Source organism: Myxococcus guangdongensis (genome assembly GCF_024198255.1).
In the GTDB taxonomy this organism is placed as follows: Bacteria; Myxococcota; Myxococcia; order Myxococcales; family Myxococcaceae; genus Myxococcus; species Myxococcus guangdongensis.
Genome location: NZ_JAJVKW010000001.1, coordinates 1,114,847 through 1,133,808 on the forward strand (window position 1 = coordinate 1,114,847; position 18,962 = coordinate 1,133,808).

Here is an 18,962-nt window from a genome sequence, read left to right on the forward strand (position 1 = left end):
ACCGCGCCACTCAGGGACCGCCGTCCAACAGCCGCTCCGCCTCCTCCAACGAGAAGGCCAGATAGGCGTCGTAGCCCATCTCGCGGCTGGTCCGTTCGAAGTGCAGCGCCGCCTCCACCGAGCGCCCCACCACCCGCACCACCCGACGGAAACCTCGCGCCTTCGCGGCCTCCATGATGCGCCGCAGGTGCACCGTGCCCTCGTAGTCCAAGGACGTCACGCCCTTGAGGTCCGACAGCAGGTCGAACCGCGGACGCATCCGGTCGATGGCACTCACCGCGGCGTCACCGACGCGCTGGGCCTCTTCCTTGTCGACGTCTCCCCAGATGCGCACCACCAGCCGGTTCTTGCCGACCTGGACCTCGACCTCGAACACTGGGCACCGACCTCCAAGGAAAACCTGACTTCCCTTGGGGCAGTCTACTCCCGGTGGAGCACCGGCATCCAGGCTCCTTCCAGGAAGCCGCGTCGTTCAGATTTCCGCGACGCCCTCGCGCTCGGCCCAGCCCTCCAGGCCGTTGGGCAACCGGATGCGCACGAAGCGCCCCGTCTCCTCCAGCAGGCGCACCTTCAGGCCCGCATGCACCTCGAAGATGGAGCGCGCGCCGGGCTGCGGCAGCTCCCGCGCCACCAGGGTGGGCGACAGCACCACCGCTTCATGCACCGTGTCATCCACGTACGCGTGCGCGGCCAGCAGGACGCCCGAGGGGAGGGCCACCGCGAACAGCAGCGCGGCCAGGATGCCCACCACCGCGCGACGTCCTGGCGCGAGCCACCGCCACACCAACACGAGCAACAGCGCGCCCACCCACGTGCCCAGGAAGGTCCACGCCACCATGTTGCCATCCGTGGCCGCCGTCACGCGCGGCAGGAACTCCTCCTCCGCCGTGGCACCCACCACCTTGTCCACCTGCCGGGCGCGGGCCACGGCCAGGTTGGCCTCCAGGTCCGGCGCGCGGCCCCCCTGCTTGCGAGCCTGCTCCAGCGAGAGCACCGCCCGGCCCAGGTCGCCACGCGCCAGGTGCGTGGTGCCCAGGTTGTAAAGGACGTCCGCCCCACCGTGGCCTCGGGACAGGAGCTTCTCGTAGCCCTCCTGCGCGGCGGCGTAGTCCTCGCGCGCGTAGGCCTCGTTGGCCTTGAGGAAGACGTCCTGCGCCTCTTCCGGCGAGTAGTAGCCGCTCACGCCCAGCCCTCCATGGCCGCGACCGCCGCGTCCATCACCTTCTGCCGCGCCGCCGCGTCACCACCGCCGCCGTAGCGGCCCAAATCACACGCCTCCAGCACGTACAGCACCTGAGCGCGGCGCTCGTCCGCCACGCCCGCCGCCTTCATGCGCTCGCCGATGACCTCCCGGGTGAGGCCGATGACGGGCCCGCCCAGCCGCGCGCCCAGGAAGCCCTGCAGCGCCTTCTCCACCTCGGCGTAGAAGGCCCCCGCGTCCGCGCCCGCCTGGAGCTTCTCCGCCTCCACCAGTCGCTTGCGCGCGGCCTTCGCCTGCTGACGGCTCTTGTCCGACTCGGTGCGCGTCGCCAGCCGGCCACGCAGCCCGCCGATGAGCGCCACGCCCGCGAGCAACCCCAGCGGCGCGAGCACCACCGGGACGAAGAAGCCACGCTTCCACGGCGGCTCGGACGGCGCCACGAAGCGCGCCTGGTAGCGCACCGGCCTGAGGCCTCCCGCCGTCAGCACGTTCTTCTGCTCGTTGGCGGCGTCCGCCACCTGCCCGGAGGTCGTGGGCAGCGACGTGGGGCTGCCCGCCGCGGACTCCACCGTGAGGGTGATGGGTTCGGTGCGCGCCACCTCGTAGGAGCGGGCGCGCGCGTCGAAGAAGGGGAACTCCAACGCGGGCAGCGTGAAGGTGCCCGTGCGCTGCGGCATCACCAGGTACTCCACCACGCGGCGGCCCTGCACCTTGTTGCGCTGCGGCGCCACCTTGTCCGTCGTCGTGGGGTCATAGATTTTCAGCGCGGAGGGGCCCGTGAGCTTCGGCGGGGTGACGTTCTTCACGTTGCCCGTGCCCTCCAGGATGACCTTCACCGTGACGGGCTGGCCCAGCTCCACGCGCGTCGTCGACACGTCCGTGGACAGCCGCCACGCGCCCACGTTCGCATTGGACATCCCCGGCGGCGCACCGGGCGGCAACGGCGACACCTTCACCTTGAGCCCGTTGGACACGCGGTGCACGCGGTGGCCCGCGAAGAGGAAGCCCGTGGTGATGTCCGCCTCCGCCGGGGAGATGGCCAGCGAGCCGGCCTTCACCGGGAAGAGCGCGCGGCGGCGCAGGAGATAGGCGCGGTACGGCACGCCATCGACCACCTTCTGCTCACCCGACAGCTGCGTGGGGCTCTCCACCTCCTCCGTCCAGAAGCCCTCCAGCTTGGGCATCGTGACGGCGTCCACGCTGGTCAGGTCCACGCGCGAGTAGATGTAGAGCGACAGCGTCACCTGCTCGCCCACGTAGACCTGGTCCCGGTCCAGGCTCGCGCGCAGGAACAGGTCCGAGTCGCCGCGCGGGATGCTCGGCGTGTCCTCATCCTCGTCGTTGGCGAACGGGTCCGGCAGGCGCGAGGGGAAGTTGGCGAACGGGTCCGGCAGCCGCTGCGGATTGCGTCCCGACTGCGCGGGCGCGGACCCCAGCTTCCCCGGCATCACCACCAGCTGCACCGAGTCCGTGCGGTGCGTCTTGCCTCCCGCCGTCATCTCCGCGGGCGGAATCGTCAGCTTCCCCGTCCGGTTCGCCCGGAGCGTCATCACGTACTTGGTGACCTCCTGGATGTTGGCGGGACCACCGCCGGACCACGACACCGAGCGCTGGGTGCTGCGCGAGCTGTTGAGCACCTCGAAGTCGTCCGACTGCGGCAGCCGGACCTTGGCGTCCGGGGGCGCGTCCGCCGTCACCACCGTGAGGCGGAAGGTGTCCTCGCTGCCGACCTCGGTCCGGTCCACCGTCTGGTAGAACTCGAGGCCCGCCGCCCACGCCGGCCCCGAGACCAGCAGGGCCAGCACGGCCAACACCACCCCGGCGCCGAAGCTACCAGTCCTTCTCATTGGGCTTCCTCTGCTTCTTCTTCTGCTGGAAACGCCAGAGCTGGAGATTCTTCTCGTTCTGCTTCATCGCATCCAACAGGCGCTCCGCCTCCTGCTGGTCCAGGTCCGACGGGCTCACGCCCGCATCCGCGCCCGACGACTCCGAGTCACCCTCCGACTCGCTGCCGCCATCCGTCCCGCCATCTCCCGGGTCGCCATCTCCGTCATCGTCGCCGCCATCCGCGCCACCGTCGCTGCCGCCATCCCCCTTCTGAGGAGGCCCCTGGTCGCCGCCGTCGCCGCCATCCGCGCCGCCGTCCCCTCCGCCGTCCGCGCCACCGTCGCCGCCGCCATCCGCGCCGCCGTCACTGCCTCCGTCCTCCATCCCGCCGTCGGTGCCACCATCCGCGCCGCCGTCGGTGCCGCCGTCCACCGGCGCGCCGCCGTCCGCCTTGGTGCCGCCATCCTCGCCACCATCCGGTCGCCCGCCATCCGTCCCGGAGTCTCCCCCACCGTCCGTTCCTCCATCCGCCGAGTTGTCCTGCGGCGGAGGCAGGTTGCGCAGCACCACCTCGTAGTTGTGCCGGGCCTGGATGTCCTGCGGGTCCAGGGTCAGCGCGCGTCGGTAGGACTTCAGCGCCTCCACCCGGTCCCCCGTCGTGGCCGCGAGGTTGCCCAGGTTGTACCAGGCCTTCTGTCGCAGGTCGGGCCGGTTGGACTCCGTCACGCCGCGGAACACCTCCTGCGCGTCCTTCACCCGGCCCAGCTTCGCCAGCGCGTCGCCCCGGTTGAAGTCCACCGTCGGGTCGTGCGGACGCTCCTTCTTCGCCTCCTCGAAGGCCTTCAGCGCCTCCTCGTAGTTGCCCGCGAGGTACGCCTCACGCCCCTTCTGGACCATCGGATGGTCGCGCTCCAGCGGCCCCGCGCCGAGCGCCGTCCACGGCAGCACCAGCACGCACGCAAGCCCCATCCACCGTGAGAGCCGCGCGCTCATGGCGTCGACCTCCGGCGCGTGGACGGCAAGAGCACCATGCCCAACACGAGCAGCACCAACCCGGGCACCGCGAAGGTCTGGAAGCGCTCGTCGTAGCGGACCGTCACCCGGCTCTCCAGCTCACTCTTCTGCATCTGGTCGATGCGCTCCACCACCTGCCCCATGGCCACGCCGCGCGGCTGGAAGAAGAACGCGCCCCCCGTGGCCTCCGCGATGGCCGTCAGCCCCGCGCGGTCCAGGCGGGTAATCACCGTCTCGCCCGCGCCGTCCTTCTTGTAGTCCACGAACTCGCCGCGCCTGTCGTACACGGGGATGGGCTCGCCGGACTCGGAGCCCACGCCCACCGTCAGCACCTGCACGCCCGCTTCCTTCAGCGCGTCGCTGGCCTCGCCCACCTCGCCGACCAGGTCCTCGCCGTCCGACAAGAGCACCACCACGCGCTCCTTCGAGCCGCGGTCCGCGTTGTCCAGCACCTGCTTGGCCAGCCGGAGCGCCGAGCCCACGTTGGTGCCGCCCTGGGGCATCACCTCCGGGTCCACCGCGCGCAGGAACAGCTTCACCGCCGAGTAGTCCGACGTCAGCGGCGACTGGATGAACGCATCCCCCGCGAAGACCACCAGGCCCACGCGGTCGCCCTTGAGCTCGTCGAGCAGCGTCGTCAGCTCCAGTTTGGCGCGCTCCAGCCGGCTGGGCTGCACGTCGCGCGCGAGCATGGACTTGGACGCATCCAGCGCCACCACCACGTCGATGCCGCGCCGCTTGGTCAACTCGCTCTTCGTTCCACACTGCGGCTGCGCCAGCGCGAAGCCGAACAGCATGAGCCCCAGGCCGTACAGCCCGCCCTGCGTGGCCGGACGCCACACGGAGATGCCCGCCGTGAAGCGCTCGGCGTGGCGCTCATGCAGCACCGCGCGCACGCGCGAGCGGCGCCGCAACGACAGCATGAGCGCGAGCAAGCCCAGCAGGGCCCCCACCAGCACCAGGCCGAGGAACACCGGCTGGGCCAGTCCCGCCTGATAACCGAGCACGGTGAAGCGCCAGGGTTCCACGGGCGTCACGGGAAGACCCTCAGGAAGGTGGAGCGCAGGAGCAGCTCCAGGGCGAGCAGGCCGAAGGCGGCCAGGAGGAACGGGTGGAACTCCTCGCGGTAGGTGGCGGACGCGCCGCCCTCCATCAGCTTGGAGCGCTCCAACGAATCGAGCACCTTCTGCAGGCCGCGCCTCAGGCCCTCCGGGTCCGTCGCGCGGTAGTACTCGCCGCCCGTGCGGTCCGCGATGTCCTGCATCAGCTCCGGGTTGATGGGAATCTCCGTCTCGCGCCACACGGTGTTGCCAAACAGGTCCGTGCCCTGCGGGAAGGGCACCTTGCCGCCCTTGCCCACCAGGATGGTGTAGATGGGCACGTGGAGCGCCTGCGCCATGTTCGCGGAGTCCATGGGCGACAGCTTCCCCGCGTTGTTGTCGCCGTCCGTAATCAGCACCACCACGCGGCTCTTCGCCTCCGAGTCGCGCAGGCGGTTGAGCGAGGTGGCCAGCGCGTCACCAATCGCCGTGCCGTCCTCCAGCACGCGGGTGCGCAGTTGCTTGATGACCTCCTTCAGCACGCCGTAGTCCAGCGTGAGCGGCGCCTGCGTGTACGCCGCGCCCGCGAAGACCACCAGGCCGATGCGGTCATTCACGCGGTTGGCGATGAACTCGGTGAGCACCTCCTTGGCCACGTGCAGGCGGTTCTGCGGACGGAAGTCGCCGGCCTCCATGGAGGTGGACAAGTCCAACGCCACCACGATGTCGATGCCCTCCACCGACAGGTCGCGCACGCGCGAGTCGCGCACCTGGGGCCGGGCGATGGCGAGCACCGCCGCCGTCACCGCCACCACGCGCAACAGAGGCAAGAGCGGCAGCATGTACGTGCGCAGGCCCTTGCCGCTCTTGGCGAACACGTGCGCCGCGGAGAAGCGCAGGGGCGCGCGAGCGCGACGCTCCCGCCAGGCCTGCACCAAGAGGAGCGGGACGAGCAGCAGCCCCCAGAGCGCCTCGGGGTTATTGAACGCGGGGAGCGGCGGCATTGTCGGGAGCTTGAATCGGCTGGGGCGGAACGTAGGTCTTGTCGACGAGCTCGTAGCCGAACAGGAGCGCGTCACGACAGCTCTCGGGCGTGGCGTCCGCCCGCGCGTACTTCACCATGTCCGACTCGGACACGAAGCGCATGAGCTTGTCCTCGGGAAGTCCCGGCGGGGCCAGGCGGCGCAGCGAGGACATCAGCTCGGAGCTGGTGCACTCCAACGCCTCGAAGCCATAGCGCTCGCCCAGGTAGCCCCGGACGATTTCGGACAGGCGGAAGTAGTGGTCCTTCACGAGGCCGCGAGCGGGCAGGTTCTCCGTCTTGAGCGTGTCCAGCGCCTTGCGCGTGCGCACGTCCAGCGGCAGCGGGGGCGGCACGAACACGTGCTTGGGGCGGTTCCTCCACCAGCGGATGAGCGCCCACGCCAACAGGCCCGCCGCGAGCGCGCCCAGCAGCGCCAGCACCAGCCGCCACGAGCGGATGGGCACCTCCTGCGGCGGCTGGATGTCGAACAGGTCCGCGCCCTGCCCCTCCGCCTCCGGCGGCAGCGTGGACGTCACTTCAATCTGCCGGCCCGGCAGCGAGTACTGGCGAGGGCCCTCCGGCGTGGCCACGTCGAACGCGAGCGCGGGCACCTGCACCGTCCCCAGCGCGAAGGCCGACATGCGCACCGCGAACGTGGTGGTGGCCGAGTCCGCGCCGTCCTGCCGCTGGCGCGTCTGGTCCAGGAACTCGAAGTCACCCGTCTCCTTGGGCACCGCCAGTTCGTAGCGGTGGTCCTTCGGGTGGGTGAGCACCACGTGGTACGTGAACGGGTCGCCGATGCGCACCTGCTGCGGGTCCACGCGCACCGACACGTCCAGCGGCTGCGTCTGTTCGTGCGTGGGAGCCCCGGGCGGGCTCGCGGGCGGAGTCCCCTTCGGAGCCTGGGCCCCGGCCGACGACGCGAGCGTCAGCACGCCCACGCACAGCACCATCCCGATGCGCGCCATCCACCGGCTCATGCCGCCATCCTCCGGGCCCGCGCGCGGAAGAACTGCGCGAGCGCCTTGCCGTGGTCGTCTCCGGCGCGCAGCTCCACGTGGTCCAGCTCCAGCTTCTTGAAGAGCTTGCGGCGCTCGTCGCGAGCGGCCTGCATGGCGCGCGCGTAGCGGCCCCGCACGCGCGGGTCGCTCGTGTCCACGACGAAGCGGTCTCCGGTCTCCGGGTCCTCCATCTCCACCAGCCCCAGGCGCGGGAAGGCCTCCTCCAGCGGGTCCTCCACCACGACGGGGACCAGGTCGTGCTTGCGCCCCACCAGCCGCAGCGGCTTCTCGTAGTCGCGCGCCTGGAAGTCGGAGACGAGGAAGGTGACGGCCTTCCGCTTCGCCACCTGCGTCAGGTACGTCAGCCCCGCCGACAGGTTCGTGCCCTTGCCCTGGGGCTGGAAGGTGAGGATGTCGCTCACCAGCCGGAGCACGTGCGTGCGGCCCTTGCGCGGCGGCACCACCTTCTCCACCCGGTCCGAGAAGAGGATGAGCCCCACCCGGTCATTGTTGGCGATGGCGCTGAAGGCGATCTGCGCGGCGACCTCGGCGGCGATCTCCGCCTTGGTGCGCTCCTTCGAGCCGAACTCCTTGGAGGCGGACACGTCGACCAGGAGCATCACCGTGAGCTCGCGCTCCTCGGTGAAGACCTTGACGTAGGCCTCGTTCATGCGCGCGGTGACGTTCCAGTCGATGATGCGAATCTCGTCGCCGGGCTGGTACTGCCGCACCTCGGAGAAGGCCATGCCCCGGCCCTTGAAGACCGAGTGGTACTGGCCCGCGAGCATGTCGGAGACCACCTTGCGGGTGCGAATCTCCAGCTTGCGGATGCGGCGGATGAGGTCCTTGGGCAGCACGGGGCGCTCGGCGGGAGGTCAGGGCACTTCGACGCGGTCGAACACCCGCTGGATGATCTTCTCCGGCGTGAGGTCCTCGGCCTCGGCCTCGTACGTCATCGCCACGCGGTGGCGGAGCACGTCGAAGGCGATGGCCTTCACGTCCTCGGGCGTGACGAAGGCGCGGTGGCGCAGGAAGGCATGCGCGCGAGCGGCCTGGGCCAGGGAGATGGTGGCGCGCGGCGAGGCGCCGAACTGGATGTAGTCGGCCAAATCCTTGAGGCCGTACTTGCCCGGCTCGCGCGTGGCGAAGACGACGTTGAGGATGTACTCCTTCACCTTCTCGTCCATGTAGATGTGGTGGACGAGCTCGCGGGCGCGCACCAGGTGCTCCACCGCGACGACGCGCTGGGCCCGGGGCGAGGAGCCTCCGGACATGCGGTCCATGATGATCTTCTCCTCATCCCGCGTCGGGTAGCCCACCTTCACCTTGAGCATGAAGCGGTCCACCTGGGCCTCGGGCAGCGGGTAGGTGCCCTCCTGCTCGATGGGGTTCTGCGTGGCCAGCACGAGGAACGGCGAGGGCAACCCGAAGGTCTGGTCGCCGATGGTGACCTGGCGCTCGGCCATGGCCTCCAGCAGCGCGGACTGCACCTTGGCGGGGGCGCGGTTGATTTCGTCCGCGAGGACGATGTTCGCGAAGATGGGGCCCTTGCGAACGGTGAAGTTCGCGGCCTGCTGGTTGTAGATCATCGTGCCCACGACGTCCGCGGGCAGCAGGTCGGGGGTGAACTGGATGCGCATGAACGTGGCGCTGAGCGCGTCGGCCACCGTGCGCACGGTGAGCGTCTTGGCGAGGCCGGGCACGCCCTCCAGGAGCACGTGGCCGTTGCACAACAGGCCGATGAGGATGCGCTCCAGCATGTAGCGCTGGCCGACGATGACCTTGCCGGTTTCCTGGTTGAGGACCTCGACGAAGCTGCTTTCCTGCTGCACGCGTTCGGTGAGCGCGCGGATGTCCGTGTTCATGACGCCTCGGATGAGACTGGCGGCGGGCAGCCTAGGGTTGACCGGGTATCGGGCTCAACACCGCAGAAGGCCGGGCATTCCAGTAAGTTGGGTCCCCTTGTCCCCGAGGACCGTGTCCATGGCCCCATTGTCCCCCAGTTCTCGTCCCACCTCGCGAATTTCCGGGGACTCGCGGCCATGAAGCGCTCGGCCTGGGCCCAGGCGCCCTCGGCGGGGGCCGTGGAGGCGGGGCTGTTGGCCCAGCTGGCCCCGGCGGTGACGGCCACGGTGCACTGGCTGCCCGGAGGGGGAGCGCTGCGGGTGCTGGAGGGGGGCCAGGGGCCCACGGTGGTGCTCCTGCACGGGCGCGGCGGGGCGGCCTCCACATGGTTCGCGTACCTGACGGCGCTCTCGCGGGGGCACCGGGTGCTCGCGGTGGACCTGCCCGGCTTCGGGATGTCCTCGCCGACCGAGGGGCCCGTCCGCTCGGCGGAGGAGGGAGTGGGGTTCTTCACCGCCCCCGTGGAGGCGCTGCTCGAACAGCTCGCCCCGGGGCCCGTGTCCGTGGTGGGCCACTCGCTGGGCGGGCTGGTGGGGGTGGAGCTGGCGCTGCGCGCGCGTGTGCCGGTGGAGCGGTTGGTGCTGGTGGACGCGATGGGGCTGGGGCCGGACATGGCGCGCAAGGCTCGGGCCTTCTTCCGCGCGGGACCGGAGCGGCTGGCGCGCTCGTTGGGGCCGTGGGCCTGGGCTCGGATGATGCCCCCCGCGCCGACGCCGCTGGGGGAACGGCTGGGCGCGCTCGACTACGAGCTGATGTCGGCGCCGGGTGGGCACGATGAAGCCGCGCGGGCCTTCGACAGCCTGGTGCCGCTGATGGGGCCGGTGTTCCACCGTCGGGAGCGGCTCGATGGAATCACGGCGCCGGTGCTGCTCGTCTGGGGTGAGCGGGAGGAGGTGCTGCCCCTGTCACTCGCCGAGGAGGCGTCCCGGCGCTTCCCGAATGCGCGGCTGGTGCGCGTGGACGCGGGCCACAGTCCCCATCAGGAGCGTCCGGAGCGCGTGCTCCCCGAGCTGAAGTCCTTCCTGGCCGCGCAGGGTCAGCCGTAGCGCGCCACACGCGAATCAATGCGGAGGATGCGCCTGGGACTCCGCGACATGGCGTGGACGAAACGGAGGATTCGCATGAAGCGAGCGACGACCTCCGGCGACACGGACCCGCGAGGCACCGTCGGAGCGATGCCTCGCGGCTCACGGGTCGAAGCGGATGATGCGCTCGATGCGGTACGTGTCCGTTGCGTCCAACGGCCGGAGGAGCATCAGGTCCCCGCGCTGGCCCAGGGACAACGACTGACGTGCGGGCTGCGTGAGTCGAACGGTATCACCCGGCTTCGCGCCCTTGCCGGACAGTGGCACCGCGAACAGACCCGCGCCGTCCACCGTCTCGACGGCGCCGAGGACGCGCAGATCTCCCAGCTCTTCAATCTTCCCCACGTGCGCCAACACGGGCTTCTTGCCCTTGGCGCGCACGGCCCGGTTGACGGCGATGCCCACGTCGCCGGTGAAGGGCTTGCCATCCGCGCCGAACAGGCCGATGCCCTGGAGCAACAGATGGACGACGCCGGAGCTCTCGTTCTGGGGGATGGACTCGTAGCGCGAGACCTCCGCCGACTCGGCCCGGCCACTCGCGAGCGCGTCCAACGCCGTGGCCAATGCGACGAAGTTGAGCCGCACCAGGGGCTCGTCCGGCGGCAATGAGGTCCACGCCCCCGTCTCGATGAGCACCGAGGGTGTCCCCCAGCGCGTCATGTTGTCGCCGAAGGCCCGCGACTCGAAGCTGTCGTCGTAGCGCCCCACCTGTCCAGGCGCGAGCGGCTCCACCGCGTCGCGAATCACCGCGCAGACCTTCTTCGCGAGCAGACGCCCGGGGTTGTCGCTCCGCGCCTTGTCGAACGCGGCCGCGAGCACGGAGATGGACGCGGGCCGGCCCGTGTCCCCTACCCCGTGACGCCAGCCCTGGTTGTGCAGGTTGAAACCGATGAACGGCTGGAGCTCGTCGCGCAGCTTCTTGAGCGTCCTCGCCTCGGGCGTCTGGAGCGCGAGCGCGTCGCGGTTGATGTCGATGCCCTGCGCGTTGCGGCGCTGGAAGCGCTCGGCGCCATCCGGGTTGAGCATGGGCACCGCGTGGAGCGTGAGCGAGGACAGCAGCCTCGCCACCCAGGGTTCGTCCCGGTGTGTCCTCAGGTACTCGAGCAGGTCCAACAGCGCGGTGGTCGCCGTGGGCTCATCCCCGTGCATCTGCGACCAGAGCAGGACGTGACGCGAGCCCGTACCCAGCGCGACATGGTGGAGCGCGCGCCCCTCCACCGAGTGCCCCACCACTTCGAGCCGGAAGAAGTCAGGTGAACGCGCCTTCAAGTCCTTCAGGTGCCGCGCCACGTCGGCGTGCCGGACGAGCGGCGCCACCGGGAGCGACTCGAGATGGACCTGGTCCCACCGCTCCGCGAGCGCGTGGGGTTCGGGGACGAGGACGACCGGAGAGGTGGACATGGGCGAGGCCACGGACTGCGCGGTTCGAGCGAGGGCCGGTGCGGGCACCAGCCCCCAACAACAGACGACGACACGAAGCAGACGACTGCGTCCACCCTGGACCATGGCGCGCTCCGGTTCCTGGAGCCCTCAGGACTTCTGGGCAGGGTGCAGCAGTGTTTCGAGGAAGCGCAGGTACTTCGGGTCCTCCTGCTCGAAGATCTCCTTGTCCGCGCCCATGAAGGCCCGCGCCAGTTCATCACCGGCGCGCCGCATGTCTCCGAGCTCGAACTCGCACTGTCCCAGCCGCAGGTGGATGAACGGGTTGCCCAGGCCATCGGGCGCGTGGACGGCGTCCTTGAGCGCGGCGCGTGCTCGCGAGAACTCTCCCATCTGGAAGAGCGTGTCGCCGATGGCCGTGCAGACCCACGTGGTCGCCTCGTACTCCATCCATGGCTCGGGGATGAGCTGGAAGGCGGACTTGAAGGACCGCAGCGCCGCGGCGAGGTCTCCCTTCTCCGCGAGCTCATCTCCCTCGGCGCAGAGCGCCTGGATGCGCTCGTGGACCTCGTCCGGAATCTCGGGCATGCGGACCTCACCTCACCGCCGGCGAGCACCGCCGTGCGCGACTGCGTATACCACCCTTCCCGGTGTGCAGCGCGCTGCACAACCCGTGGGCAGGCGGCCATCCCACCGCGTGTCCCCGCGCCTTGTGCCGAGGAGAGCCCCCGGATGGGTACGACTCTTGGATAGACTGCGGAGCGTGCCGAAAGACCTGCTCGAACTCGATGCGACACCCGAGCGACTGCGCGCGCTCACCGAGGCCCGCGTCATTCCTCCCGAAGCCCTGGAGCGCGCGCTCGCCCTCTCCACGGCCTCTCCGACGCCCGACGCGTGGCGGCGCTTCGTGTCCACCGTGCTGCTCGGCCTCGGCGCGCTGCTGCTGCTCTCCGGCGTCATCTACTTCTTCGCCTACAACTGGGCGGAGATGCACCGCTTCGCCAAGCTGGGGCTCATCGGCGTCGGCATCCTCGGCACCGCGCTGCTCTCGCGCAGACTCGGCGACACGCTCGCCGGACAGTGCAGCCTGTTCGCCTCGGCGGTCCTCGTCGGCGCGATGCTCGCCGTCTACGGACAGGCGTATCAAACGGGCGCGGACGCGTTCGAGCTGTTCGTCGGCTGGGCCGCGCTCATCCTGCCCTGGGTGCTCGCGGCGCGCTTCGCGCCCCTGTGGCTGCTCCTCCTCGTGCTCGCGAACACCGGCATCGCGCTCTTCCAGGACCAGGTCCTCGGCGGTGGCGACGACGCGAAGGGCTGGCTCGCCGTGGTGCTCGGGTTGCTCAATGGCCTGGCGTGGGCCACCCACGAACACTTCGCCAACCGGGGCGTCTCCTGGCTCCAGGGGCGCTGGCTGCCTCGCGTCCTCGCGACGATGGGCGTGCTGCCCCTGCTTGCCGTCGGCACGTCGTTCATCATCATCCCCGACGAGGTGGGACTCAGCGGGCTCACCGCCCTGGTGCTGCTCCTCGGGACCTTCGCCGCGGAGTACGCGCTCCACCGGCACCTGCGCGGCGAGCTGTTCCTGCTCACCCTCGGTGCGCTCTCGGTGATGACGCTCGTGACGACGGGCCTGGGCCGCGTGGTGTTCGAGGGCACGAAGGACGAGCTGGGACTCTTCATCCTCCCCATCTTCATCATCATCCAGGTGGCCATCGCCGTCAGTTGGCTGCGCGCCGAGGCCCGCGCCACGGGCGCCTCCGAGGAGTCCTGACATGTCCCTGCGCCCGTCCATCCAACAGGTCCTCGAGGGTCTGCGAAGCGAAGGTCAGGTCGATGAGCTCGCCGAGGCCCGCGCCCGCGCGACGCTCGAGGTGCACCAGCGCACCAGCACCGCCTCGCCCTGGTTCGTGAAGGCCTTCGCCGCCTTCGGCGCCTGGCTGTCCGCGATCTTCCTGGTGAGCTTCTTCGTCTGCGTGGGACTCTGGAAGGAAGAGGAGGTCTTCTCGGGGGTCGGCCTCGTCCTCGTCATCGCCGCCGTCGCGCTCCGACGCACCATCCAGGGCGTGTTCCTCGAGCAGCTCACGCTCGCGGTGACGCTGGCTGGCGTGGGCATGGCAGCGACCGGGGTCGCTCATTTCGGCTCGGACCTCGCCGGTGTCGGAGCCCTCCTCGTCATCAGCCTGGCCCTGCTCTTCGTCTATCCGGACGCCACGCTGCGCTTCCTCGCCACGCTCGGCGCGGCAGGGGCAAGCTTCTACCTCCTGATGGAGCTGGTGCCGGGCCCGGGGATGGACCTGTGCATCCTCGCGTGCGCTGCGCTCCTCTACTGGCTCTTCCTCCACCAGGCACGGCTGAGAACGGGCAGGCTCGGTGACCTCGTCGGCCCCGTCGCTTTCGGGCTCGCCTGCGGTCTACCCGCCGCGATGGTCACGCGCGTTTCGCATTTCCTCCTCACCCCCGACCTGCATGAGTCGCTGCCAATGCCCCTGCTCACACTGGGCCTCACCGCGCTCACCCTCGTCACGGCGTGGCAGGTCATGAGGGAGCACGACCTGCCGCCCTCGGGCCCCCAAGGCGCGGCCGTCTTCGCCGCGCTCACGCTCGTCGCCGTCCTCACCGCTCAAACCCCTGCGGTCATCACCTCGGTGGGCCTCTTGGTGCTCGGCTTCCATCGGCGCAGCAGCCTGATGGTGGGCATCGCCACTGCGTTCCTGCTCGCCTCGGGCACCTGGTACTACTACGACATGAGCGTCACCTTGCTCGCCAAGGCGCTCGCGCTCATGGGCAGCGGGGTCATCCTGCTCGGCCTCCGACTCTTCCTCTCGCGCCGCTTTCCCCAGACGCCGTCCACCGTGGAGGCACGCTGATGCGCTCGACCCTCTTCTTCGTCGGATTGCTGCTCGCGCTCGCCGTGCCGCTGGGCCTCGTCGTCCAGAAGGAGCGAGTGCTCTCCACCGGCAAGGGCATCCTGCTGGAGCTCGCGCCCAGGGACCCGCGCTCGCTGATGCAGGGCGATTACATGGTGCTCGACTACGCACTCACCCGGGACCTCAACGACAAGCGCGAGTCGTTTCCCCACGACGGCGTGCTCGTGTTGAAGCTTGATGGCGATGGTGTGGGGACCTTCGCGCGCATGGACTCGCCCGATGTCCCGCTGGCGCCTGACGAGCACAGGCTGCGCTACCGCATCCGGGACAGCCGCTTCCGACTGGGCGCGGAGTCCTTCTTCTTCCAGGAGGGCCACGCCGGGCGATACCAGCGCGCGCGCTACGCGGAGCTGAAGACCGCCGACAACGGCAACAGCGTCCTCGCGGGCCTGCGCGACAAGGAACGGCAGCCGCTTGGCGCCGACTCCGCGGAAGACGTCGACGCGACGGCCATTACCGACACTCCCGACGACGTCGATGCGAACTCCATCATCGATGCGCCCACCACGGTCGATGCGCCGACCATCGACAGCCCCACCGAGGCCGACGCGGCCACCCACGTCGGCGCTCCCGCCGACGCGTCGCCCGCTGTCATCGAGTAACCCTCCCGAGGGCTGCCTCCCGACAACGGCGCAGCCTGCGCATCATCCACCAACCCGCGCGGGGCTTGCGCCGCATCCCCGCTGTCGCCCCGTCCCCCTCGGGATTGACTCCCGAGCGGGTTTCGCGCATCATCATGTTGATTTCGATAATCAAAATCAAAATCATCAAGAAGGAGACACGCGATGCTCGGTCAGGGATGCGGCAAGAGGGTGCTCGCGCGGGGGCCATGCGCCGAGGTGACGCGTTGCACCTGTGGTCACATCCATCTGGCGATGGGGCCGGTGACGATTCGTGTCGAAGAGGAAGTGCTGCGCGCCATCGGCATGACGCTGGTCGAGGCGGTGCACAACCTGGATGAGCCCGAGCGCTCGCACGCGGACGACGCGGAGAGCGCGCCGTCGATGCAGTCCCCGACGTTCGGCGGGTGGAAGCAGTGAGCGGCACCACGGGGACGTTGCGTCTGCCGCGCAACGAGCAGTCCGCGCGCGTGCGTCGGCTGAGCGAGAGCGAGGCGGAGGCCCTCCAGCCGGTGGCCCCCACCTCCGCGCCGCTGTCCGTGCTGCTCACGGAAGGCACGGCGCGAGCCCACGAGCAGGCCGAGCGCTCGGTGTTCCTCCAGTCGCTCTTCGGCGGCACGTGGGAAGGCGTCTATGGCCAGTACGTCCGCGCCCAGCACTACGTCAGCTACCTGCGCCAGCTCCACATGCTCTACGCGACGTACGAGAGCGTGCTGCCCCACGCCGCGCGCACGTCGCTGACGCCCGTGCTGCTGATGCCGGAGCTGCGGCGCGCGGACGCGCTGGAGGCGGACCTGGCGTACTTCTGCGGCGAGACGCGCACGGAGACCTTCGCGTGCGTGGAGACGCGCCTGCACGCCGAGCGTCTGCGCGAGGTGGCCGAGGACGCGCCGCACCTGCTCGTCGCGCACGTCTACGCGCGGTGCGTGTTGGACCTGTTCACCGCGCCGGAGCGGGCGGGCATCGTCGCCAGCGCCTTCGAGCTCGAGGACTCCCGAGGCACGCTGTTCCACGGCTCCGCCACGCCCGGCGAGCTGACGGCGCTGCGCGTGCGGCTGCACTCGCGCATCGACGGCCTGGAGCTGGAAGAAGACGAGGCGCGCGAAATCATCCAGGAGGCGCGCATGGCCTTCCGGCTCCAGGCGCTCGTGTGCGACGAGCTGGCCCGGGGCGCGACGGGAATCTCCCCGCCGTCGGGTGGCTACCGGGGCGGGTTCAGCGCCTCCCAGTAGTTGGGCAGTCCGCGCAGGTGGTTGCCGCCGTCCACGTCCAGGCTCTCGCCCGTCATCCAGGCGGAGTCGTCGGAGCACAGGAACATCACCACCCGCGCCACCTCGTCCGCCAAGGCATGCGCGCGCCCCAGCGGCGTGCGCGCCAACAGCTCGCGGTGCATCGTCGGCCCCTCGATGAAGGCCGCGGCCTGGGGCGTGTGGGTGGCGCCCGGGGCGACGACATTCACGCGGATGTTGTGACGCCCCAGCTCCAGCGCCGCCGCGCGTGAGAGCTGGGCGAGCGCCGCCTTCGACGCGCTGTAGTGCCCCAAGCCCTCCGACACCACCGTCTGGCACAGCGACGAGACATTCACGACCGCGCCCGGTTGTCCCCGGGCGATGAGCGCGCGGGCGAAGGTCTTCAGGCAGAGGAAGGGCCCCTTCAGGTTCACCGCGAACAGCCTGTCCAGTTCGTCCTCGGGCAGGTCCATCAGCAGTGACAGCGACACCGTGCCCGCGTTGTTCACCAGGATGCCGGGCAGCCCCAGCTCGCGCGTGGCGAGCTCGTGGGCACGGTGGACGTCGTCCACCCGACACACGTCTCCGGCGAAGGGCACGGCGCGCGCGCGGCCCTCCGCCTCGCGGTTGAGACGTTCGGCCGCCTCCACCACCTTCGTCTCCGTGCGTCCGAAAACGAGCACGTGGGTGCCCTCGCGCATGAGCCGCGAGGCGACGGCCAGACCGATTCCCTGCGCGCCACCGGTGACGATGGCGCATTGTGAGAGGAGCTTCACTGTTCTCACCCCCGAGTGTCGTGTCTCTCGGAAGCTAGCAACGGCTCCTCTCAGCGAGCATTGTACCGCGGGCCACTTGGCGCCGGCTCAGGCCGCCTCGTCCTCGGAGAGCAGGTCCGCGAACGGCGAGGCGTCCTCCCCCAGTGCCTTGTAGAGCGCCTCCACCTTTTCCAGCTCGCGCTTGAGCGCCTTGTGGTGGTTGCGGTTCTTCACCAGGCTCTCGCGCCCCAACAGCTTGAAGCCGTCGTCGCGCCCCACCTGCCGGATGGCCACGCCCAGCACCAGTCCACGGAACGCGTCCGCGAGGTCCAGGTCCAGGGGCGCGTTGCGACGGCGCGCCTCCGCGACGAAGGCCTGGGCCGCCGCCTTCAGCGCGTCCGGCAAGGGCTTGCCACCCGGCGCCTGCTCGTAGTCGAGCGCGCGCGCCACGTGCTTCTCGTGGAGCACCAGCTCACCACCGGACACGGCGTGCTCCACCATGGCCAGCGTGTACGCACGGCGGACGATGTTGTCGAGCTGACGCAGGTTGCCCGGCCACGCGCTGCCGACGAGCAGCCGCTCCGCGTCCGGCGTCACGCGCGCGTTGCCCTCGGGGGAGCGCTCGCGGTGGCGGCGCTTCACCATGTACTGGGCCCAGAGCGGGATTTCGTCCTGACGCTCCTGCAGCGCGGGCATGCGCACCGGCAACACGTTGACGCGGTAGTAGAGGTCCTCGCGGAAGCGGCCCGCGCGCACCTCGGCGTGCAGGTCCGCGTTGGTGCCGATGATGAAGCGCACGTCCGCCTGACGCTCACCGGTGCCCTCGCCCAGCGGGCGGTAGCTGCGCGACTCCAACAGGTGCAGCAGGCCCGCCTGCGCCTTGAGCGACAGCTTGTCGATTTCGTCGATGAACAGCGTGCCGCCGTCCGCGCGCGCCACGCTGCCGGGCGCGTCACGCACCGCGCCCGTGAAGGCGCCCTTCTTCCAGCCGAAGAGCTCCGCCATCTGGAGGTCCTCGGGCACCGTCACCAGGTCCAACGTCTCGAAGGGCTTGCCCCGACGGTTGGAGCGCTCGTGGCACCAGCGCGCCAGCCGCGACTTGCCCGCGCCCGTCGCGCCGCTGATGAGGATGGTCTCGTCCTGCAGCGCGAAGACGCGCAGGATGGGCAGCAGCTCCGCCATGGAGCGGCCCACCACCGGCAGGTACTCGTCCACCTCCGGAGTCGCCACCGGACGCTGCGGCAGGCCGGCCAGGTACGGCGCCGCCACGTCCGCCAACAGCTGGAGCCGCTCGCCGGACTCGCGCCAGACGAACTCCTGCCCCATGGCGGCCAGGCAGTCCGCCTCCAGGGAGATCATCCCCTCGATGCTGCCGCCCGGCGTGCGCAGGGGCAGCACGCACACGTGCGTGGCGTGACGGCCCAGGAAGCGCTGACGGCTCTCGTTGCTGTGGAACCCCGCGAGCCCCGGGTCACCCGTCACCGGGGCGTCCGGCGCGTGCGGCTGCACCGTGCCCACGTTGACGTCGATGGACACCGCGCAGCGGTGCTCCACCACCGCCCTCCACGCCGTGGCCGACGTGAAGAAGGGGGTCCCCACACTCGCATCCGTAATCTCAGTGGCGCCCACATCCAGCGCGGCCAGGCGGCGGTAGGCTTCCCCCGGGCGCAAGTGGACGATTCCGCGAAGCACGCGGGCGCGGGCTGCGTACCGACTGGACGCAACGGCGTCCTGCGCCACGGCCAACATGTGCTTGAGGGTGGTGGTCGCCGCGGTCTCGAAATCCTTCGCCCCCCGCAGCGCGCTCATGAGCTGCGGCATCTCCTCGTGCATCCACTCGCCTCCGTCCGGTGCCATCCGAGAGTACCCGCCAAGGGCCGCATCGGAGGGGAGGCAGTGTAGCGGAGATGAAGAACGCGGAAGGAGCGGCCCCTCCTTCCGCGTTCCCGAACCT

19 protein-coding genes are annotated in these 18,962 nt (G+C 70.3%); 6 read left to right on the plus strand and 13 right to left on the minus strand.

Annotation, left to right across the window (positions count from 1 at the left end; translation table 11 throughout):
* Window positions 1–10: 10 nt before the first annotated feature.
* From LXT21_RS04530 to LXT21_RS04570, 9 genes are all read right to left on the minus strand, one after another.
* Window positions 11–376, minus strand: a complete 366-nt coding sequence (locus LXT21_RS04530; protein ID WP_254036844.1) for an STAS domain-containing protein — start codon at window positions 374–376, stop codon at window positions 11–13.
* Window positions 377–472: 96 nt separating this feature from the next.
* Window positions 473–1,183, minus strand: a complete 711-nt coding sequence (locus LXT21_RS04535) for an SH3 domain-containing protein (RefSeq protein WP_254036845.1) — start codon at window positions 1,181–1,183, stop codon at window positions 473–475.
* Window positions 1,180–3,048: a BatD family protein gene (locus LXT21_RS04540; RefSeq protein ID WP_254036846.1), complete on the minus strand. Its 1,869-nt coding sequence runs from the start codon at window positions 3,046–3,048 to the stop codon at window positions 1,180–1,182. The genes LXT21_RS04535 and LXT21_RS04540 overlap by 4 nt, the downstream gene beginning before the upstream one ends.
* Window positions 3,032–4,021 (minus strand): tetratricopeptide repeat protein, encoded by a 990-nt coding sequence (locus LXT21_RS04545; protein ID WP_407666957.1) that lies wholly within the window; start codon window positions 4,019–4,021, stop codon window positions 3,032–3,034. The genes LXT21_RS04540 and LXT21_RS04545 overlap by 17 nt, the downstream gene beginning before the upstream one ends.
* Window positions 4,018–5,079, minus strand: coding sequence for a VWA domain-containing protein (locus LXT21_RS04550; RefSeq protein WP_254036847.1), 1,062 nt, complete (start codon window positions 5,077–5,079; stop codon window positions 4,018–4,020). The genes LXT21_RS04545 and LXT21_RS04550 overlap by 4 nt, the downstream gene beginning before the upstream one ends.
* Window positions 5,076–6,086: a vWA domain-containing protein gene (locus LXT21_RS04555; protein ID WP_254036848.1), complete on the minus strand. Its 1,011-nt coding sequence runs from the start codon at window positions 6,084–6,086 to the stop codon at window positions 5,076–5,078. Before LXT21_RS04555 ends, LXT21_RS04550 begins: the two co-directional genes overlap by 4 nt.
* Window positions 6,061–7,086 carry a BatD family protein gene (locus LXT21_RS04560; protein WP_254036849.1) on the minus strand — a complete coding sequence of 342 codons (1,026 nt, stop codon included), beginning with the start codon at window positions 7,084–7,086 and terminating at the stop codon, window positions 6,061–6,063. The genes LXT21_RS04555 and LXT21_RS04560 overlap by 26 nt, the downstream gene beginning before the upstream one ends.
* On the minus strand, window positions 7,083–7,964 hold the full coding sequence (locus LXT21_RS04565; protein WP_254036850.1) for a DUF58 domain-containing protein: 882 nt from the start codon (window positions 7,962–7,964) through the stop codon (window positions 7,083–7,085). The genes LXT21_RS04560 and LXT21_RS04565 overlap by 4 nt, the downstream gene beginning before the upstream one ends.
* An 18-nt stretch (window positions 7,965–7,982) precedes the next feature.
* Complete coding sequence (locus LXT21_RS04570) at window positions 7,983–8,972, minus strand: AAA family ATPase (RefSeq protein ID WP_254036851.1); 990 nt, start codon at window positions 8,970–8,972, stop codon at window positions 7,983–7,985.
* A 177-nt stretch (window positions 8,973–9,149) separates the two neighbouring features.
* Between LXT21_RS04570 and LXT21_RS04575 the strand changes: the two genes are divergently transcribed.
* Window positions 9,150–10,058, plus strand: coding sequence for an alpha/beta fold hydrolase (locus LXT21_RS04575; protein WP_254036852.1), 909 nt, complete (start codon window positions 9,150–9,152; stop codon window positions 10,056–10,058).
* A gap of 141 nt (window positions 10,059–10,199) precedes the next feature.
* Here the strand turns inward: LXT21_RS04575 and LXT21_RS04580 are convergent, their stop codons facing one another.
* The gene (locus LXT21_RS04580) at window positions 10,200–11,498 is read right to left on the minus strand and encodes a M14 family metallopeptidase (RefSeq protein ID WP_254036853.1); all 1,299 of its coding nucleotides are present in this window, start codon (window positions 11,496–11,498) and stop codon (window positions 10,200–10,202) included.
* 129 nt (window positions 11,499–11,627) lie between these two features.
* Window positions 11,628–12,065, minus strand: a complete 438-nt coding sequence (locus LXT21_RS04585) for a tetratricopeptide repeat protein (protein WP_254036854.1) — start codon at window positions 12,063–12,065, stop codon at window positions 11,628–11,630.
* 175 nt (window positions 12,066–12,240) lie between these two features.
* Between LXT21_RS04585 and LXT21_RS04590 the strand changes: the two genes are divergently transcribed.
* From LXT21_RS04590 to LXT21_RS04610, 5 genes are all read left to right on the plus strand, one after another.
* Complete coding sequence (locus LXT21_RS04590) at window positions 12,241–13,248, plus strand: DUF2157 domain-containing protein (RefSeq protein ID WP_254036855.1); 1,008 nt, start codon at window positions 12,241–12,243, stop codon at window positions 13,246–13,248.
* Window position 13,249: 1 nt separating this feature from the next.
* Window positions 13,250–14,344, plus strand: a complete 1,095-nt coding sequence (locus LXT21_RS04595; protein WP_254036856.1) for a DUF4401 domain-containing protein — start codon at window positions 13,250–13,252, stop codon at window positions 14,342–14,344.
* Window positions 14,344–15,006 carry a GDYXXLXY domain-containing protein gene (locus tag LXT21_RS04600; protein ID WP_254036857.1) on the plus strand — a complete coding sequence of 221 codons (663 nt, stop codon included), beginning with the start codon at window positions 14,344–14,346 and terminating at the stop codon, window positions 15,004–15,006. Before LXT21_RS04595 ends, LXT21_RS04600 begins: the two co-directional genes overlap by 1 nt.
* A 183-nt stretch (window positions 15,007–15,189) precedes the next feature.
* Entirely contained in the window at window positions 15,190–15,444 is a 255-nt protein-coding gene (locus LXT21_RS04605) for a hypothetical protein (RefSeq protein ID WP_254036858.1), read from the plus strand.
* Window positions 15,432–16,256 (plus strand): biliverdin-producing heme oxygenase, encoded by an 825-nt coding sequence (locus LXT21_RS04610; RefSeq protein ID WP_254036859.1) that lies wholly within the window; start codon window positions 15,432–15,434, stop codon window positions 16,254–16,256. Before LXT21_RS04605 ends, LXT21_RS04610 begins: the two co-directional genes overlap by 13 nt.
* Here the strand turns inward: LXT21_RS04610 and LXT21_RS04615 are convergent.
* Entirely contained in the window at window positions 16,226–17,029 is an 804-nt protein-coding gene (locus LXT21_RS04615) for an SDR family NAD(P)-dependent oxidoreductase (RefSeq protein WP_254036860.1), read from the minus strand. The genes LXT21_RS04610 and LXT21_RS04615 overlap by 31 nt on opposite strands.
* Window positions 17,030–17,116: 87 nt before the next feature.
* Window positions 17,117–18,865, minus strand: a complete 1,749-nt coding sequence (locus LXT21_RS04620; RefSeq protein ID WP_074950568.1) for a sigma-54-dependent transcriptional regulator — start codon at window positions 18,863–18,865, stop codon at window positions 17,117–17,119.
* Window positions 18,866–18,962: the final 97 nt, after the last annotated feature.

What these genes read in the sequence shown, in the direction of transcription:
- LXT21_RS04540 (WP_254036846.1), bottom strand. Translation starts at nt 3,048, where the DNA reads ATGAGAAGGACTGGTAGCTTCGGCGCCGGGGTGGTGTTGGCCGTGCTG.
- LXT21_RS04545 (WP_407666957.1), bottom strand. Translation starts at nt 4,021, where the DNA reads ATGAGCGCGCGGCTCTCACGGTGGATGGGGCTTGCGTGCGTGCTGGTG.
- LXT21_RS04555 (WP_254036848.1), bottom strand. Translation starts at nt 6,086, where the DNA reads ATGCCGCCGCTCCCCGCGTTCAATAACCCCGAGGCGCTCTGGGGGCTG.
- LXT21_RS04560 (WP_254036849.1), bottom strand. Translation starts at nt 7,086, where the DNA reads ATGAGCCGGTGGATGGCGCGCATCGGGATGGTGCTGTGCGTGGGCGTG.
- LXT21_RS04570 (WP_254036851.1), bottom strand. Translation starts at nt 8,972, where the DNA reads ATGAACACGGACATCCGCGCGCTCACCGAACGCGTGCAGCAGGAAAGC.
- LXT21_RS04575 (WP_254036852.1), top strand. Translation starts at nt 9,150, where the DNA reads ATGAAGCGCTCGGCCTGGGCCCAGGCGCCCTCGGCGGGGGCCGTGGAG.
- LXT21_RS04580 (WP_254036853.1), bottom strand. Translation starts at nt 11,498, where the DNA reads ATGTCCACCTCTCCGGTCGTCCTCGTCCCCGAACCCCACGCGCTCGCG.
- LXT21_RS04585 (WP_254036854.1), bottom strand. Translation starts at nt 12,065, where the DNA reads ATGCCCGAGATTCCGGACGAGGTCCACGAGCGCATCCAGGCGCTCTGC.
- LXT21_RS04595 (WP_254036856.1), top strand. Translation starts at nt 13,250, where the DNA reads ATGTCCCTGCGCCCGTCCATCCAACAGGTCCTCGAGGGTCTGCGAAGC.
- LXT21_RS04600 (WP_254036857.1), top strand. Translation starts at nt 14,344, where the DNA reads ATGCGCTCGACCCTCTTCTTCGTCGGATTGCTGCTCGCGCTCGCCGTG.
- LXT21_RS04605 (WP_254036858.1), top strand. Translation starts at nt 15,190, where the DNA reads ATGCTCGGTCAGGGATGCGGCAAGAGGGTGCTCGCGCGGGGGCCATGC.
- LXT21_RS04620 (WP_074950568.1), bottom strand. Translation starts at nt 18,865, where the DNA reads ATGGCACCGGACGGAGGCGAGTGGATGCACGAGGAGATGCCGCAGCTC.